This is a genomic window from Paratractidigestivibacter faecalis, from assembly GCF_003416765.1.
In the GTDB taxonomy this organism is placed as follows: domain Bacteria; phylum Actinomycetota; class Coriobacteriia; order Coriobacteriales; family Atopobiaceae; genus Paratractidigestivibacter; species Paratractidigestivibacter faecalis.
Window position 1 is genome coordinate 1,365,731 of record NZ_QSNG01000001.1, and the last position, 15,541, is coordinate 1,381,271.

The following is a 15,541-nucleotide window of genomic DNA, read 5'->3' on the forward strand; positions in this document are numbered from 1 at the left end:
TGGTGAATCCTCCGTCTAACGTACGGCTTTGGCCCCGAGGGACCCTTGCTTTGGGCCGGTGCGCCCAGACGAGGCCTTACGCCTCGCGGATGTTGAGGTCCTTCTCCACGCCGAGCATGCCGAGGACGCGGGCAACGTTTCTCTGCGGACGGGCCACCACCAGCGTGGCGCCCTGCTCCTGCGCGCGGTGGGCGGCGCCCACCAGGACGCCGATGCCCGTGGAGTCAATGTAGGGGACGTCCGCCAGGTCAACGACGAGCTCGCCGGTAGTCTCGGGCAGCTTGGCGTCGATGGCGTCCCTCAGCTCGGAGGCGTTGGAAACGTCCACCTCCCCCGCCACCTTGACGAGAACGGCATCTGCTTCCTGGGAAATCGCGATGTTGAGTGCCATGGTGTTCCTCCTTGTGACGCTAGAGGCTGGTGCCGGAAAGGTTGGCCAGGGTGTCCGAGAGGCCCTTCACGCCGGTGGAGCCGGTGGTGGAGCTGCCGGACGTGGTGGCGCTGGTGGAGTCGGTGGTGCCGGCACTGCTCGACGCGGCCGAGTCCATCGCGGAGATGCGCTGGGTGGCGTAGGTCTTGGCGCCGTACTCGTCGTCGGCGTCTGCCTCCTGCGCCTTCTGGTAAGCCTCGCGCGCTTGGTCGGAGTTGCCCGCGGACTCGTAGAGCATGCCGAGGTTTGCCCAAGCGGGACCGTAGTCGGGCATGTCCTGGGTGAGCTGCTCCAGGGCCGCCGTGGCCTCGGAGGTCTCCTCCTCGTAGTACTGGCAGAGGGCGCGGTCCACGCGGACGGCGCCGGAGTCCTTGAGGGCCAGGTACTGGTCGTAGTACGAGATGGCCTTCTCCAGAAGCTCGTTGGCATGGGAGGTGGAGGCGTCGGTGGAGCCGGAGTAGCGCACGGTCACGCCCCAGGCCATGTAGTCCTTGCCCAGGTTGAGCAGGGTGGCGAGGTTCTGGGAGTCCGAGGAGAGCTTGGTCTCCAGCGCGTCCACCAGGGGCTGGTACTTCTCGTCTGCCTGAGCGACGGCGTCGGTGGTGCCGTCGGAGGAGTCAGAGGAGCTGCCGGAGTCGGAGGAGTCCGCGCTTGAGCTGGAGTCTGCCGACTGGCTCTGCGAGGAGGAGTCCTGCGAGCTCGACGTGCCGACGATGGCGGCGATGGAGGGCAGCATCATGGAGAGGGCCATGAGAACGGCGAAGACCGTGAGCGCGACCTTGGCACCAAGGGGCATGCCGTCCTTGGGCTTGGCCGACTTGGCCTGCGCCTCAGCGGTGCCCTTGGCCCGCTTTGCCTTGGCGCTGACCTGCTTCTTGTTGGTCTTCTTGGACATGTAAGACGTGCCTTTCGTTGCTTTTGCCGCCTTATGGCGGCACCCGTAACTATCTAGAGTACGTCACTTTGCCCCGAGCGTGCCAGTCTTGCCCGGTCGGCGGCAACAAACACAGAAAAGGGGCCTTCGGGCGAAAAACCCGAAGGCCCCGGAGGCTACCTGGCCTCGGCAGCCAGGCGTGCGGAGACGAGCTTGACCGCCACGACGAAGACGTCGAGCGCCTGGCCCAGCTCCTCGAGGGTGGGGAAGGTCGGCGCGATGCGGATGTTGGTGTCCTTGGGGTCCTTGCCGTAGGGCCAGGTGGCGCCGGCCGGGGTGAGCTTGACGCCCAGCTCTGCGGCGAGGCTCACGATGGCCTTGGCAGAGCCCTCGGGACCGTCGAAGGAGACGAAGTAGCCGCCGCAGGGGTGCGTCCAGGTTGCCACGCCCAGGTCGGCCAGGCCCGCAGTGAGCTTCTCCTCCACAAGGGCAAAGCGCGGGGCGACGATGGCCGCGTGCTTCTCCATGTGGGTGCGCACGCCGGCGGCGTCCTTGAGGAAGCGCACGTGGGCAAGCTGCGAGATCTTCTCGGGAGAGACGCGCATGCTCGCGAAGGCGGCGCGGACCTCGGCCATGTCGGCGGGGCTGGCCGTCATGTAGGCCATGCCGGAGCTGGGGAAGGTCACCTTGGCGGTGGAGCCGAACTCGTAGACGAGGTCAGCGGCGCCGGCCTCCTCCAGGGCATCGAAGATGTTGAGCAGGTGGTCGCCCTCGCCCTTGAAGGTGTGGACGCAGTAGGCGTTGTCCCAGAAGATGCGGAAGTCGGGGGCGGCGGGCTTCAGGTGGGCGAAGGCGCGCACGACCTCGTCGGAGTAGGTGATGCCGGTGGGGTTGGCGTACATGGGGACGCACCAGATGCCCTTGACGGAGGGATCCTCCTCCACGTAGCGGCGGACGACGTCCATGTCGGGACCCTCGGCCGTCATGGGAACGGGGACGTTCTCGATGCCGTAGCGGGCGGTCACGGTGAAGTGGCGGTCATAGCCCGGAGCGGGGCACAGGAACTTGACCTTGCCCTGCTGGCTCCAGGGCTTGTTGCCGCCGATACCGTGCGTGTAGGCGTTGCAGACCACGTCATGCATGAGGTTCAGGCTGGAGGAGCCGTTGACGATGACGTTCTTCTCGTCGACGCCAAGCAGCTCTGCCGCGAGGCGGCGTGCGGAGGGAAGGCCCTCGGGGCAGCCGTAGTTGTCGGCGGCCACGCCCTCGTCGGAGAGGTCGGACTCGGACGTCAGCAGGTCCAGCATGGGACGCGAGAGGGCCGTCTGCTGGGGGCTGGGCTTGCCTCGGGCCATGTCGAGCTTGAGGTCGAGGGCCCTAAGGTCGTCCGCCTGCTTCTCGAGGTCCGCAATGGCGGCCTTGAGCTCTGCGTCGTTCATTGCCTCGTATGCGTTGGGCATGGTTCCTCCTAGGTCGGTGGCTGAGTGCGAGTATAAGGCCGGAGCCGCGTGGGAGCTGCTACCATGAGACGTCCCGACAACAATTGCTAACAGGCAGATTACAGGCAGGAGAGACCGTGGGCATCTCGTTTGACTTTCGCTCTGAGGACTATGGCGAGCTCCAGCACCTGGTTGACGCCCTGTTTGCTCCCGGCGTCTCGCGCTACGCCACTGTCACCAAGCTGGACGTCCTCATGCGCGCCGAGGCCTTCGACCTCTGCGCGGACCTCGCAGAGGTGATAGACCTGCTGCCCTCCTCCACCTTCACGCGCACGCAGCTGTGCGACCAGATGAACTCCATCCTCTCCGGCCACGGCTGGGGCGGCGTCTACGGCACGGTGGAGTAGGCCCAGGGAGGCATTCATCCGGCGACGGAGAGCCATTTTTCTACAAACCTCGCGAAAATGGGTGACTTAATTTGACTTCTGCGAGTAGCCACCCCCCACTCGCCCGGCAAACGACCAGTTGAGTCTTCGCCAAAATGGCGTGCTACTGCACAGTTTGAGTTAAGTCACCCATTTTCATGCATTTGCGGTACAACAGCCCCAAGTGCCGGCCTCGCACCCTCACGCCAACGCGCCCGCAGACAGAAAAGGGGCCGCCATCGCATGGATGGCGGCCCCTCCTTGCAGGCAATCTGCGCAAAGCTCGGCGAGAACTACTCGTCCTCCTCCAGGGCGGCGGCAATCTCGTCGGTGACGTTCATGGTGTGGTAGACGTTCTGGACGTCCTCAAGCTCGTCGAGACGGTCGACAAGGCGCTGGACCTTCTTGGCGTCCACGACGGAGACGTCGGTCGGGGTGGTGGGGACCATGGTGAGCTCGGAGCCCTTGACCTCGATGCCCTGGGCCTCAAGGCCCTTCTGGACGTCCTGCATCTTGTCGTAGGCGGTCCAGACGATCCACTGCTCGCCGGCGTCCTCGTAGTCCTCGCCGCCAGCCTCGGCCACGGCCATCATGAACTCGTCCTCGTCCACGGCGTTCTCGCGGTCGGCGACCTTCTTCTCGTCAGACTTGATGATCTTGTCGACGGCGATGGAGCCCTTGCGCTCGAACTGGAAGGCAACGGAGCCGGCGGTGCCCAGCGAGCCGCCCGCGTGGGTGAAGGCAGAGCGCACGTCAGCGGCGGTGCGGTTCTTGTTGTCGGTCAGGCAGTCGACGTAGACCGCGATGCCCGCGGGGCCGTAGCCCTCGTAGGTGATCTCGGTGTAGACGGCGGCGTCGGCACCGGCGCCAAAGGCCTTGTCGATGGCGGCCTTGATCTTGGCGTTGGGCATGGAGACCATACGGGCACGGGCCACGGCGGCAGCCAGGGAGGCGTTGTTGTCGGGGTTGGGGTCGCCGCCGAGCTTGGCCGCAACGGTGATGTTGCGGGAGAGCTTGGAGAACAGCGCGGAGCGCTTGGCGTCGATAGCGGCCTTCTTGTGCTTGGTGGTTGCCCACTTAGAGTGTCCGGACATGCACATCTCCTTCTCGCTGCCTCTTGGCGGGCGCCCTTACGCCCATGCCGACGGGGCACTGAACTAACTCAGAAAACAAACTCATTCATGCTAATCAAAAGCCCCCTACCCTGTAAAGACCCCGGATGCAAGCCCCTCACATTAGCAACAAATCAAGCCACGGCGAGAAGGGCTTCTCGCCGCACGCGCTAGAGTTGACAAAGGGCCTGTCCCTTTGTCAACCCGCTCGTCCCGTCAGGCTTGGAGATACCTTGGTTGAGAACCTCTGCATGCTCGCGGTCATCATGGCCCTCGTCCTTGGATGCTCGTTTCTGGCGAGCCTCATTCCCGGGCGGCCCGTGCCCGAGGTGGTGTTCTTCGTCTTTGCGGGCGCCATCGTGGGGCCCAACTGCCTGGGGCTGGTCCAGCCACTGGACGGCCTTGCGCTCATAAGCCGCCTGGGCATGGGGCTTCTCTTCCTCATGGCGGGCTACGAGCTCGACCCTCGCGAGCTTGCCGGAAGGATGGGCAGGCACGCAGCCGTGTGCTGGGCCGTCTCAGCCGCGCTGGCCTTCCTGGTCACGCCGCGGCTGGGGCTGGGCCTCTCCCCCACCGGCACGGCCGCCTTCGCCATCGCGCTCACCACCACGGCCTACGGAACCCTCGTGCCCATCATGCGCGACCGCGGGCTAGGCGGCACGCGGGTGGGCCGGGTCGTTGTGGCCTACGGCGCCATGGGAGAGATCCTGCCCGTGCTGGCGATGTCGCTTTTGCTCTCTCCCCACCGCTCGACGTCCATGAACCTGGCCGTGCTGGCAGGCTTCTTCGTGCTATGCCTGGTGGTGGCCGTCCGCGCCGAGCGCGCCCGGGACGTGGGCACCAAGCTCTCCGACTTCCTGCACCAGAACGCCGAGAACGCGGGCTCCCAGCCGACGCTGCGCGCGGCGGTCCTCTTGCTGGTGGCGCTTCTGGCCCTGGCCGAGATGCTTGACCTGGACGCCGTGCTGGCGGCGTTTGCCGCCGGCTTCATCCTGCGCCACGTGGTGGGCAGGGACGGCGGCCACCGCGTCATGCAGAAGGTGGAGGTCGTGGGCAACGGCCTGTTTGTGCCGGCGTTCTTTGTGTACTCGGGACTGGGCATAGACTTTGCGGCCGTGGGCGCCGACCCCGGCCTGCTGTTGACGTTCATGGCGCTGCTGCTTGCGGTGCGCGCCATCCCGCTGGGCCTTTCTCTCTCCGCCTTCCCCGAGACCCGCGACATGCCGCTTGGCGAGAAGGTCTCGGCCTCGCTCTACTGCACCATGGCACTGCCCCTCATCGTGGCGCTCACCGAGGCGGCCACCCGCGCGGGCGCCATGGACGAGCAGATGGCGAGCGTCCTCGTGACCTCGGGCGCGCTCTCGGTGCTGGCCATCCCCGTCATCACGTCCTTCTTCCGCGTGGCCATTGCGGCTCACCCGGTGGAGGCCGCGCGCGAGGTGGCCGAGCATCCGAAGGAGCTGCGCCGCATCATCCACGAGCACCAGGAGCACGCCCACGAGGTGGCCGAGCGCTTCCACGAGGAGCGCCGCGAGCTGCGCCGTCGCGGCGTGAGGCTCTCCTCGGCAGACTTCCTGGCCCAGGAGCGCGAACCCAAAACGAGCGCCGACGGCGGCGAACAGACCCGCAGCTAGACGATTTAGGTTCGGGCTGCGGCCGCCCTCGCGGTCTCTGCGGCCATCGCCCTTTCACGAGCTGGGAATTTGTCGAGACACACCTCGCCGGCGGCTACCCCTCTGAACCCAAATCGGAATCCGATTTGGGTTCAGAGGTCGTACTTGCGGACCACGCGGCGGATGGAGCGGCCCCACGGCAGCCAGATGACGGCCAGGAACGCCGCCGTGGCCACGCCGTGGACGCAGTCCAGCGGGAAGCCCGCCGCGTAGGCGGCAAGCACGGACGGCCAGGTGAGTGGCCTCACAAACCCCAGGACGTAATAGCCGTTGAGGATGGCGCCGTACATGAGGGCCGAGAGAAAGCCCCACGCGTAGAGGACGCCTCCGCGCTCCAGCAGGCCGCGGTCCGCAATGACCCCGCCAAGGTAGCCCACCAGGCCCCATGCATACATCTGCCAGGGGGTCCACGAGCCTTGGCCGAAGAAGAAGTTGGACACCAGGGCGGCCACCGCCCCCACCATGAAGCCACTCCTGCGCCCCAGGGTGGCCCCGGCAATAACGGCAATAGCCGAGACCGGCTTCACGTCTGGAATGGGCGCGAAGAGGACGCGCCCGGCAGCGGCCGTCGCGGCAAGCACGGCCGTGGGCATGAGCTGGCGCAGCGGCGGTCGGGACGCCTCGAAACTCGCAAAGACCAACCCCACGGCAAGAAGCGACACGAGCAGCGTAAGTCCCGCCGTAGCGTCAACGCCGGACAGCGCCAACGTCACCATCAGGATGGGAACCGCCAGAAGTGCCGGCAACTCGAGGACGGATAGCGTGCGGGAGACCCTGCTCATGGCGCCCCCTAGCCCCGCCACACCCACGAGTCGGAGAAGAACTCCGCCGTGGGCTGCGTGCAGGTGATCTGGCCGTCAAAGAGCAAGGAGACGTCATCCGCCACGGCACGGGCAAAGCCCAGGTCGTGCGTGGCGAGAAGCACCGTCGCCCCAGCCTGCGCCGCCCGGGAGACCTCGGAGGCAACCCAGGCTCGGGCGTGGTCGTCCAGGCCTTTGGTGGGCTCGTCCAGCAGGAGGAGCAGCGGGTGAGTGAGCAGGAGCTTCTCCAGGGCAAGCATCTGCTGCTGACCCCCGGAGAGGTCATAGGGATGTCGGTCGGCTGCGTCGACCAGCCCCAGACGCTCCAGGGCGGAGGCGACCTCGGCCTCTCCGTACCCAGCGCCAGAGGACCACTCCGTCAGCTCCTCGTGCACCGTCTCGCACGCAAGGACCGCCTTGGGAGACTGCGGCAGGAGCGCCTGAGCATCGGCCAGGCGGTTTCTCACGCGGCCACGTTGCGGCCTGGCCACGCCAGCCGCAAGCGAGAGGAGCGTGGACTTGCCGCTTCCATTGCCGCCCACGAGGGCACGCACTTCTCCCCGGCAAAGCTCCAGGTCGAGCCCGCGCAGGACCCAGTCAGCGTCGCGCGAGTAGCGCAGCCAGGCGTCGCTGACGCCAAGCACGACCTCGCTTGAGCGCTCGCGCGGGGGCTTTGCAGGGAGCGGGCGCGGACCGGCGAGGCCCGCAAGGTCGCGTGGGCGCACCTCGCCCCCGGCCACCTCGAAGGCGCAGGTGGCGTACTCGACCATGGGCGCGGGCGCATGCGTGGCCACCACCACCGTCACGCCCAGCTCGCGGTTGGCACGAAAGAGCAGCGAGAGAAAGCTCTTCTCGGCAATGGGGTCGAGCATGCTGGTGGGCTCGTCAAGAAGCAGGAGTCGAGGACGCATGGCCAGCGTCGAGGCAAGGGCAAGAAGCTGACGCTGGCCACCCGAGAGCTCGGCCGTGTGGGCGCGAAACCACGGCTCCATGCCAAAGAAGTTGCAGGTCTCAGCCACGCGTCGGCGCATCTGGGGCTCAGGCACGCCGAGGTTTTCCATACCAAAGGCCATCTCGTGCCAGACGGTGTCGCAGACCACCTGAGCGTCCGGGCTCTGGAAGACGTAGCCCACCAGTCGAGCGGACTCCAGGGGCGAGAGCTCCCCCACCGCGCGACCAAAGATGCGAACCTGTCCCCTCAGGTCGCCAACGGGAGCAATCTCGGGCTTGGCCAGGCGCAGAAGCGTGGACTTGCCCGCGCCCGTTCCGCCAACGAGAAGGGCAAACGCGCCCTCGGGCACGTCCAGATCGGCTTGCTCAAGCACGGGCGCCGCGGCGCCGGGATAGGCAAAGCGAACGCCGCTCATCTGCAGGGCCGGGCACGTGGCCGACTCAGAAGCGCTCATTCAAAGGACCTCCAGCGAAGCCGTTCCGCAAGCGCCGCCGCGCTGGGCAGCAGCATGAGGACGGCATAGGGTACGTAGCCCCACCACGCACGCAGCATGGGCATAGCGGGATAGAAGCGCCACTGCCCGCAGGCAGCGGCGGCCAGCACGGCGCAGAGCGCAGAGAGCAGCACAATCCCGCAGACGGCGAGAATGTCCTCCCCACGCAGGCGCTCCGGACGATAGCAGGTGCGCGGAGAGCCGGACTCCCAACCGCGGGCCCTCATGGCGTCAGCTCGCTCGAGGGAGTCCTCAAGCGACCAGGCCATGAGCTGGGTAGTGACGCGCGTGAGACGAGCCGTCGGCGAGGGGGCCGCGCCCGCCGCCGTGCAGGCGTCAAGCGACGCCTGCACGCCGCGGCTGCGCCGTAGAAGCTGCGGCGCCAGCTGAGAGGCCATCGAGACCAGAAGGCTCACGGAGGCGGCGCGGCCGTGGCCCAGTGCCAGCAGGCGGTCCTGGGTGAGCACGCAAGCCGCGTCCTCCAGCCACACCACCGCAGAGACCATGAGGCCCCCCATGCAGGCGCCATAGGCCAGGCTCTCCAGATAGACCCGCACCGGGCCCACGGAGAGAAGCAGGGTGGAGCCCGAGGCCGAGAACAGCGGGTTGGCAAGGCACACCAGAGCCAACATGGGCAGCTGCCACCTCAGGCCAGAGGCCGTGGCACGCAGGCCACGGGCGAGCGCCGAGAAGAGCAAGGCCCCCGCAAGCGAGAGCGCCACCAGCACTGGCTGGACGCAGAACATGGTGAGGCAGGTCACGGCCAGAAAGCACGCCACCGGGACTGCCGCGTGGCAGGCGTCAAACGCCACGCGTCTCTCGACCGTCGTCATGAGTGACCCTCCTCTCCCCAATGCGTGGTGGCCATTATAGAAGGCGCGGGACGCCGCCCGGAAGGAAGGCGCCCCGCGCAGAAAACGGGCTCAACTCGTTCTAGTACTCGACGTTGTCATACCACCAGTAGACGGAGTCGCCATCGGAGAGCTCATAGCTCGAGCAGGCGTAGTTGGGCACCACGCCGTTGACGGAGTAGAGCCAGCCGCTCATCCCGCCGTGGTCCTTCTCGGCAAGGCCGGCGATGGAGCTCACGTACATGCCATAGCCGGTGCTCTTGGCGTTGTACGAGACCCCGCTGGCGGCCAGGGCGTCGTAGACGGTGGAGCCGGGCTCCAGCGAGAGCGTGGCCGAGGAGCTGCCGGCACCGGCCCTAGAGCCATCGACGGTGATGGTCACCGTGATGCGCGCCGGGCGAGAAGGGCTTGCGGCGGAGCCAGAGGAAGGGGCGCCTGGCGCGGGTGAGGACTGGCTGCCCGAGGAGGAGCCAGTGGCGCCACCGGAGGAAGCCGAGGCGCTCGGCGCAGAGCCGGAGGGCGCCGAGGCCGAGTCGGAAGAGGACGGAGCGGCGGCGCCCGCAGAGGCGGAACCGGCGTCCGCACCGGCATCGTCCGGCTGGGACTCCTCGGGGTTCCCGTCAGGCTCTTCCGAGGCCTGCGTCGCGCTCTGGTCCTGGGGATCAAGCTCGATGGATGCCGCAGGCGCGTCTTGCTCCACGGTTTGCAGCGCCCCTCCCGGGAAGGCGAGGGGGTCATTCCCCTGGGAATACTCCCAGGCGGACCAGCCGCAGAACACGATGGCCACGGTGGCCAGCACGGCCACCACCGGTCGCAGAACGCGCAGGGCGTCACTGCGACCGGAGGCATTCGGGCGCGTGCTTCCGGAGGGAGCCACTAGGCCTCCTCCCCCTTCCTCTTGCGGCCGGCGAGAAGCGCGGCAATGATCGCCACGAAGCCAAGGCCGATGCCCACGAAGGGCCAGACGGGCGTCTGGGACTGAGCCTCGCGTGCGGCCTCGGCGCCGGTGTCGGCGGAGGTGGTGGCGGCAGTGTCAGCGGGCTTGGCATCCCCGGAGGCGCTGACGCCATCCTTGGCCTGCCGCCCGTCGGCCTTCTCACCATCGGAGGCGCCGCCTGCAGCAGCGGCCCCATCGTTGGCGTTAGGGGCGAGGGCAATGCTGGGCTTGGGGGCACCAGGCTGGTTGGGAGCGTTGCCGTTGTTGTCGTCCGTGCCGCCGCCGAGGCCACCGTTGCCGCCAGGCTGCGTGCCCGGGTTGGTCGGCTGGGTCGGGGTGGACGGATCAATCACGGGCGCGGTGCTCTCCCACTTGGCGTAGAGCGTCATGTCGCCAGTGACGGGCGTGGAGAAGTCCCACTTGGAACCATCGGCCGTGTACCAGCCGAGGAAGCGGTAGCCGGCACGCACCGGATCGGCCACGGGGGCCATGGGCTTGTTCTGGACCGGCGTGGCGGAAGGCACGGTGCTGCCGCCATTGCTGTCAAAGCTCACGCGATAGCCGGCGGCCGCCTTGAGCGCAAAGAGGGTACCGGAGTCGTTGGTGTAGTAAAGGTTGCCGGCAGCGTCGGCAACGACGCTCGCGGTGCAGTAGTTGGCCTCGGAGCCGCTGGGGGTGTAGACCTCGGCAACCTCTCCCGTGGACTGGCTGTAGCGGTAGAGCGAACCCGGGTTCTTGTTGCAGGTGAAGTAGACGTAGGTGTCGTCACCCTGGACGCTGACCACGGGGGACGCTTGCACGTTGGCGCGGGCGCCCATGTCAACGGTCTTCTCCACCGTCATGCTTGCGAGGTCGATAACGGTGAACTGACCGTTGTAGGAGGCATCGTTTCCGCCGATGTAGGCCTTGCCGCCCGCCACGGCCGGCGTGGACGTGGAGGTGTTGGCAAAGGCGCAGCTGGACTCGATGGCAAGCTCGTCGCCGTCGCGGACGATCTTGTACAGCGTCGCAGGCTGGCGGCCGACGGCCAGGAAGACCTGCTTGCCGCCCTCGGTGCCGGCGCTGACGACGGTGGCTCGGATGGGGTTGTCACCAATGCTCACGGAGGACTTGACCTCGCCGGTGGCGCCGTCCACCAGGTTCACGCGGCCGCCCTCGTCGCCGATGACGAGGTCGGAGCCGGAGGCGCAGGCGCCGGCCCAGTAGTAGCCCTCGCCCGTGGAGCCGCCGGACTTGACGGTGAGCTTGGTCCACCTGACCTCGCCGGTGGAAAGGTCGACGCAGGTCATGGCACCCGCAGAGGCCGTACCGCTGTAGCTCACGCCCGCGACGAACTCCGCGTATACGCAGCCGTTGGCCAGGGTCATCGTGGAGTTGGCCTGGTAGCGCCCACCCACGGCAGGGGCGTCGAGCGCCTTGGTCTTCCAGACGCACTCGAGCGTCTCCGCGGAGAAGGCGGCAAGAGAGCCGTCGTCGTTGGCGCAGACGATGAGGCCGTTCGCATACACGGGACGCGAGAAGTACGAGGTGCTGCCACCCTTGTTGACGCGGCCTACCACGGCACCCGTGGAGTCAATCTTGATGAGGTCGGTGTTGGTGGTCAGGAAGACGTAGCCACCGGCGATGACGGGGTCGCCCAGGGCAACCCAGGGGTCGCCGTCGGTCTTGAGGTTGACCTTCCAGAGCTCCTCGGCGGCGTCGGAGGGCGTGGGCACGTTCACGAGCGTCGTCGAGCCGCCGTTGCCAAAGCCGCTCCAGCCGGCGTCCCAGTCCGGACGGGGCGCCAGGGGGTTGATGATGACGGAGTCCAGGGGGTTCTCGCCATATGCGGAGTAGACCCACTGCACGTTGTCGCCAGGCTTGAGCGTGACCTGGCTCGCGCCCAGGTCAGAGGACTTGCCGTTGACGAAGAGCTGCCAGTACTTGCCCGTGTCCTGGTCGTAGCCGAGCTTGCGGCCGTCGGCGGAGGTGATGTCGGAGAGGTAGTAGCCGTACGCGGTGTCGCTGGAGGTGTGGGCAAGGCCTGCGGCCTGGAGCGCCTGCTCGGTGAGGTCGGCCGCCGTGGAGCCGGAGGTCAGCTTGACGTCGGTCTGCTGGGCCCACACGGAGTTGTTGCCGTTGGCGTCCGGACCGACGAAGGACACGGACACCTTGACCTTGGCGTTGTTGATGTCGTCGATGCTGGCGCCATAGGCGGAGTAGTACAGGACGACGGAGTCGCCGGGCTTGAGGGCAACCTGGTCGGCGGTGACGTCGGAGGCAACGCCGTTGACGAAGAGCTGCCAGTACTTGTGCGTGTCCTGGTCGTAGCCGAGCTTGCGACCATCGGCGGAGGTGATGTCCTTGAGGTAGTAGCCGTACGCGGTGGTGCTGGAGGTGTGCTCGAGGCCCATCTCGGTCAGGACGGACTCGATGAGCTCGTCTGCCGTGGAGCCGTAGGCAACCTGGCGGCTGGCGTCGGACCAGACCTCGTCGGTGCCGTCGGCGTCAATGCCCACGAGCTGGAAGGGCACGGAGATCTGCGGGTCGGTGTGGTCGGTAGTGCCCACGACGCGATAGGTGGCCGTGACCTGCTGGTCGACGAGGCTCTGGAGCTTTGCGTTCTCGGGGTGGGCCTCCGCGAGGCTGCGGTACTTCTCGTAGGTGAGGTTGCTCGTGACGGTAACGAGGGTGTCGGCGGCAGGCTGCGTGACGCGCAGGGTCTCGTCGGCGACGACGCTCGTGTCGCTGGAGCGGTACGTGCGCCAGTTGGTGCTCGCCATGGGGTCATAGCCGGGCAAGTCATCGGCGACGACGTAGGCGTACTGGCTGTCCTTGCCCTTGCGGTACTCCACGCCGCCGTCGGCGGTGGGGGCGGCCTCGGCAAAGGTGGCGAGGTCCTTGCTCACGGCGTCGGCGGACTCGTTCTCGCCGAGAAGCGCGTTCTGGTAGCCGGCCTTGACCTGGGTCATGAAGGCCACGGCCTCGTCGATCTCGGACTCGGGGATGGGCTTCACGCGGATGGTGATGTCACGGGTGGCCGTTACGCCGTCCTTGGTGAGCGTGGCCGTGATGGTGGCCTCGTTGGTTCCGCCCTCGATGTCTCGAGTGATGAAAACGCGGTAGCCGTTGACCTTGGCCACGGCGTCGTTGCTGGAGCTGTAGGAGAGCTTGGCGCCGGAGGGGGCGTCGATGCCAGAGCGGCTCGTCCTCGGCAGCTGGAGGTCGGCCTCGACGGCATCGGCGTCGACGACCTCCTTGGTGACGAAGTCCTTGAGGACGATGCGCCCGAGGGCCTCGTCGAGCTCGGCCTTCTCCGCGGCGATGTCCTCGGCGGACTTTGCCGCCACGGTCACGGGGTAGCTCTTGGCAAGCGACGAGGAGGGGCCGTTGCCGTAGCCGGAGACGAAGAGCCTCACCGTGGCCTTGAGGGTGACGTTCTGGGACGCGTTGCCGTGGGTGTAGGTCACCTTGTAGACGGTGTCGTAGTTGGCGTCGTAGCTCTCGGTGACCTTGGCGACCGAGGAGTCGGTGGACGTCCATTCGATGGTGGCGGCCTTCTTGCCGTTCACCATGATGGTGCCGGGAAGCGTCTCCTCCTTGACGTCAGAGGCGGCGGTGCCGGACTTCACCGAGGCGGTGAGGTCGGCGGAGGCCATCTGCTCCTCGAGGTAGGACTGAACCTTGGCGTCGTCCCAGGCCAGCGTGGAGGAGAACTCCGGGGTGAACTCAATGGACTCGGAGCCCAGGGTCAGCACGTAGGTGGGCTTGAACTGGCGCAGCGAGGAGTAGTCGGAGTAGGTGGTCTTGTCGGCGTTGGAGAGGAAGAAGTACGTGACGGTGCCGTCAGCCGCAATGCCGCCCTGCTCGGCGGGGTCGGTCGCGGAGAAGCTCACGGACTTGAGGCTTGCCCTGACGTTGCCATAGCCAAGGTCGGCGAGCTTTGCCTGAAGCATGGAGACGATGTTGGTGTCAGTTCCGTACTTGGGGCTGGGCTTCCAGGTGGAGAGCTTCTGCTTGGCGGCAGCAAGGGTCTGGCCATCCTCGCTGAGCGACGGGGCCTCGTCGGACTGGACGGCAGCCTTCAGGCTCTCCGTGAACTTGTACTGCCAGGAGCTTGAGCCATAGGTGACCTTGCAGGCGACGTACTTGCCGGCGAGGTCGGAGGTCAGCGTGAGCTCGCGAGAGGTGGCGCCGGAGATGGGCTCGTAGCCGGAGGCCGTGGGCGCGCTCGACTGCTTGGTGCCCACATACCACTGATAGGAGAGCTGGGCGTACTCGGAGGAGGAGAGCTCGACGTCATCCCACTCGTCATCGTCCCAATACGTTGCGACCAGCTTGACCTTCTCGCCCACCTTGACGGTGTGGCCAGCGTGGGTCAGGTCATTGCCCTTGGAGTCCTGAAGCGTGACGTCATCGAACGTCACGCTCGATTGGACGGCAACGGCGCTCTCTGCCTGCGACTGGACGGCAAGAGCGTCTTCCGCCTCGGCGAGCGCCTGCACGGGAACGCAGGAGAACGCAGTTATCGCGGCAAGAAACGCTGCGGTGACTCTTGTTGGCAGGGGCCTAGTTTGTCTCATGTGCCACATCCCTACCCTTCTGGGGTCTCGGGAGGGCAGGGCAGGATTGGCGGCTTGCGCGGCCACCATCGATGCGTCAGGGCGCGCGCTCACACGAACCCGACGGCAATCCTTTGAACACAGTCTTTCAACTGATCCGGAGTCGAACCGGAATCCTTTTTTCTCTACTAGGCGTAGCAGCTGTTCGAACCGTGCCCTCATGCTATTAAGTTACGGTTCAGTCTACCAGCTTGGCCCCCGCGCGCCTCCGCCAAACCCGTCCCCAGTTTGCGCAAAAACGAACACGTCCCCAATTTGAGGGGTCGCTCGCGGGGCGGGGGGCACCGCCTGTTCCGACGTTTGGCAACTCGTATCGCGATTTTGTACCATACGGGCTAGCTGGCATAACGTTGTTACGTCTTCGGGGGAGGACGAATGGATCGCACCACCATCGAGAACGCGGCCCTGGAGCTGTTCCACAAGAGGGGCTTTGACGCGGTAAAGGTTCAGGACATCTGCGCCGCCTGCGGCATCACCAAGCCCACCTTCTACCACTACGTTCCCTCCAAGGACGACATCCTCCTGCGCTGCTACGACGACATCGTGGAGATCGTGGAGGCCCACGTGGCCGGCACCGACCCCGAGGGTCCCGTGGTCCAGCTCCTGGGCGCCTACCTGGCGCTCATTGACGAGTGCGAGCGCATCGGCGCCGACCTTTTGAGCCGCATCGCCTGCTCCAACCTGCAGGAGAACCGCGGCAGCTACGACACGCGCCCTGCCATCACCGAGCGCATGGAGGCCATCATCGCCACCGGCCAGTGCACGGGTGTCATCCGCAACGAGGCCGATCCGCATCAGATCTACCTCTCGACCGCCTACCTCTACGAGGGCCTGCAGTTCATGTGGTGCCTCAGGCGCGGCGACTTTGACTGGCGCACCCAGATGTGCGAGGGCCTGCAGGCCATCCTCCAGGTAAAGGCCTAGCAAAGAGGCGCCCGGCGAGAAGCTCTTCTC

12 protein-coding genes are annotated in these 15,541 nt (G+C 66.7%); 3 read left to right on the top strand and 9 right to left on the bottom strand.

Features of this window, described 5'->3' with window-relative positions; genetic code table 11:
- Positions 1-76: 76 nt before the first annotated feature.
- The 3 genes from DXV50_RS06075 to DXV50_RS06085 form a co-directional block, all read right to left on the bottom strand.
- Positions 77-391 carry an STAS domain-containing protein gene (locus DXV50_RS06075; protein WP_117205365.1) on the bottom strand — a complete coding sequence of 105 codons (315 nt, stop codon included), beginning with the start codon at positions 389-391 and terminating at the stop codon, positions 77-79.
- Positions 392-410: 19 nt separating this feature from the next.
- A complete protein-coding gene (locus tag DXV50_RS06080; protein WP_117205366.1) occupies positions 411-1,325 on the bottom strand; it encodes a tetratricopeptide repeat protein in 915 nt (304 codons plus the stop codon).
- 155 nt (positions 1,326-1,480) lie between these two features.
- The gene (locus DXV50_RS06085; protein WP_117205367.1) at positions 1,481-2,764 is read right to left on the bottom strand and encodes an aminotransferase class I/II-fold pyridoxal phosphate-dependent enzyme; all 1,284 of its coding nucleotides are present in this window, start codon (positions 2,762-2,764) and stop codon (positions 1,481-1,483) included.
- A 116-nt stretch (positions 2,765-2,880) separates the two neighbouring features.
- Here DXV50_RS06085 and DXV50_RS06090 point away from each other — a divergent pair, with 116 nt between their 5' ends.
- On the top strand, positions 2,881-3,150 hold the full coding sequence (locus DXV50_RS06090) for a hypothetical protein (protein WP_198666420.1): 270 nt from the start codon (positions 2,881-2,883) through the stop codon (positions 3,148-3,150).
- Between the two features lie 311 nt (positions 3,151-3,461).
- Here DXV50_RS06090 and DXV50_RS06095 read toward each other — a convergent pair whose 3' ends face one another.
- Positions 3,462-4,262: a YebC/PmpR family DNA-binding transcriptional regulator gene (locus DXV50_RS06095; RefSeq protein ID WP_117205368.1), complete on the bottom strand. Its 801-nt coding sequence runs from the start codon at positions 4,260-4,262 to the stop codon at positions 3,462-3,464.
- 251 nt (positions 4,263-4,513) lie between these two features.
- Between DXV50_RS06095 and DXV50_RS06100 the strand changes: the two genes are divergently transcribed.
- On the top strand, positions 4,514-5,914 hold the full coding sequence (locus DXV50_RS06100) for a cation:proton antiporter (protein WP_157966973.1): 1,401 nt from the start codon (positions 4,514-4,516) through the stop codon (positions 5,912-5,914).
- Between the two features lie 131 nt (positions 5,915-6,045).
- On the opposite strand, the gene DXV50_RS06105 is transcribed toward DXV50_RS06100, so the two are convergent.
- The 5 genes from DXV50_RS06105 to DXV50_RS06125 form a co-directional block, all read right to left on the bottom strand.
- Positions 6,046-6,735 (bottom strand): ECF transporter S component, encoded by a 690-nt coding sequence (locus DXV50_RS06105; RefSeq protein ID WP_117205370.1) that lies wholly within the window; start codon positions 6,733-6,735, stop codon positions 6,046-6,048.
- A gap of 8 nt (positions 6,736-6,743) precedes the next feature.
- On the bottom strand, positions 6,744-8,159 hold the full coding sequence (locus tag DXV50_RS06110; RefSeq protein ID WP_117205371.1) for an ABC transporter ATP-binding protein: 1,416 nt from the start codon (positions 8,157-8,159) through the stop codon (positions 6,744-6,746).
- A complete protein-coding gene (locus DXV50_RS06115) occupies positions 8,156-9,031 on the bottom strand; it encodes an energy-coupling factor transporter transmembrane component T family protein (protein WP_117205372.1) in 876 nt (291 codons plus the stop codon). The genes DXV50_RS06110 and DXV50_RS06115 overlap by 4 nt, the downstream gene beginning before the upstream one ends.
- Positions 9,032-9,131: 100 nt before the next feature.
- On the bottom strand, positions 9,132-9,926 hold the full coding sequence (locus tag DXV50_RS06120) for a DUF4430 domain-containing protein (protein WP_117205373.1): 795 nt from the start codon (positions 9,924-9,926) through the stop codon (positions 9,132-9,134).
- Positions 9,926-14,548, bottom strand: coding sequence for a DUF4430 domain-containing protein (locus tag DXV50_RS06125; protein ID WP_147556694.1), 4,623 nt, complete (start codon positions 14,546-14,548; stop codon positions 9,926-9,928). Before DXV50_RS06125 ends, DXV50_RS06120 begins: the two co-directional genes overlap by 1 nt.
- A gap of 414 nt (positions 14,549-14,962) precedes the next feature.
- On the opposite strand from DXV50_RS06125, the gene DXV50_RS06130 reads away from it, so the two are divergent.
- The gene (locus tag DXV50_RS06130; protein ID WP_117205375.1) at positions 14,963-15,511 is read left to right on the top strand and encodes a TetR/AcrR family transcriptional regulator; all 549 of its coding nucleotides are present in this window, start codon (positions 14,963-14,965) and stop codon (positions 15,509-15,511) included.
- Positions 15,512-15,541 lie beyond the last annotated feature (30 nt).

Excerpts from the sequence above, each read along its gene's own strand:
- DXV50_RS06075 (WP_117205365.1), bottom strand. The coding sequence starts at position 391 with ATGGCACTCAACATCGCGATTTCCCAGGAAGCAGATGCCGTTCTCGTC.
- DXV50_RS06080 (WP_117205366.1), bottom strand. The coding sequence starts at position 1,325 with ATGTCCAAGAAGACCAACAAGAAGCAGGTCAGCGCCAAGGCAAAGCGG.
- DXV50_RS06085 (WP_117205367.1), bottom strand. The coding sequence starts at position 2,764 with ATGCCCAACGCATACGAGGCAATGAACGACGCAGAGCTCAAGGCCGCC.
- DXV50_RS06095 (WP_117205368.1), bottom strand. The coding sequence starts at position 4,262 with ATGTCCGGACACTCTAAGTGGGCAACCACCAAGCACAAGAAGGCCGCT.
- DXV50_RS06105 (WP_117205370.1), bottom strand. The coding sequence starts at position 6,735 with ATGAGCAGGGTCTCCCGCACGCTATCCGTCCTCGAGTTGCCGGCACTT.
- DXV50_RS06110 (WP_117205371.1), bottom strand. The coding sequence starts at position 8,159 with ATGAGCGCTTCTGAGTCGGCCACGTGCCCGGCCCTGCAGATGAGCGGC.
- DXV50_RS06115 (WP_117205372.1), bottom strand. The coding sequence starts at position 9,031 with ATGACGACGGTCGAGAGACGCGTGGCGTTTGACGCCTGCCACGCGGCA.
- DXV50_RS06125 (WP_147556694.1), bottom strand. The coding sequence starts at position 14,548 with ATGAGACAAACTAGGCCCCTGCCAACAAGAGTCACCGCAGCGTTTCTT.
- DXV50_RS06130 (WP_117205375.1), top strand. The coding sequence starts at position 14,963 with ATGGATCGCACCACCATCGAGAACGCGGCCCTGGAGCTGTTCCACAAG.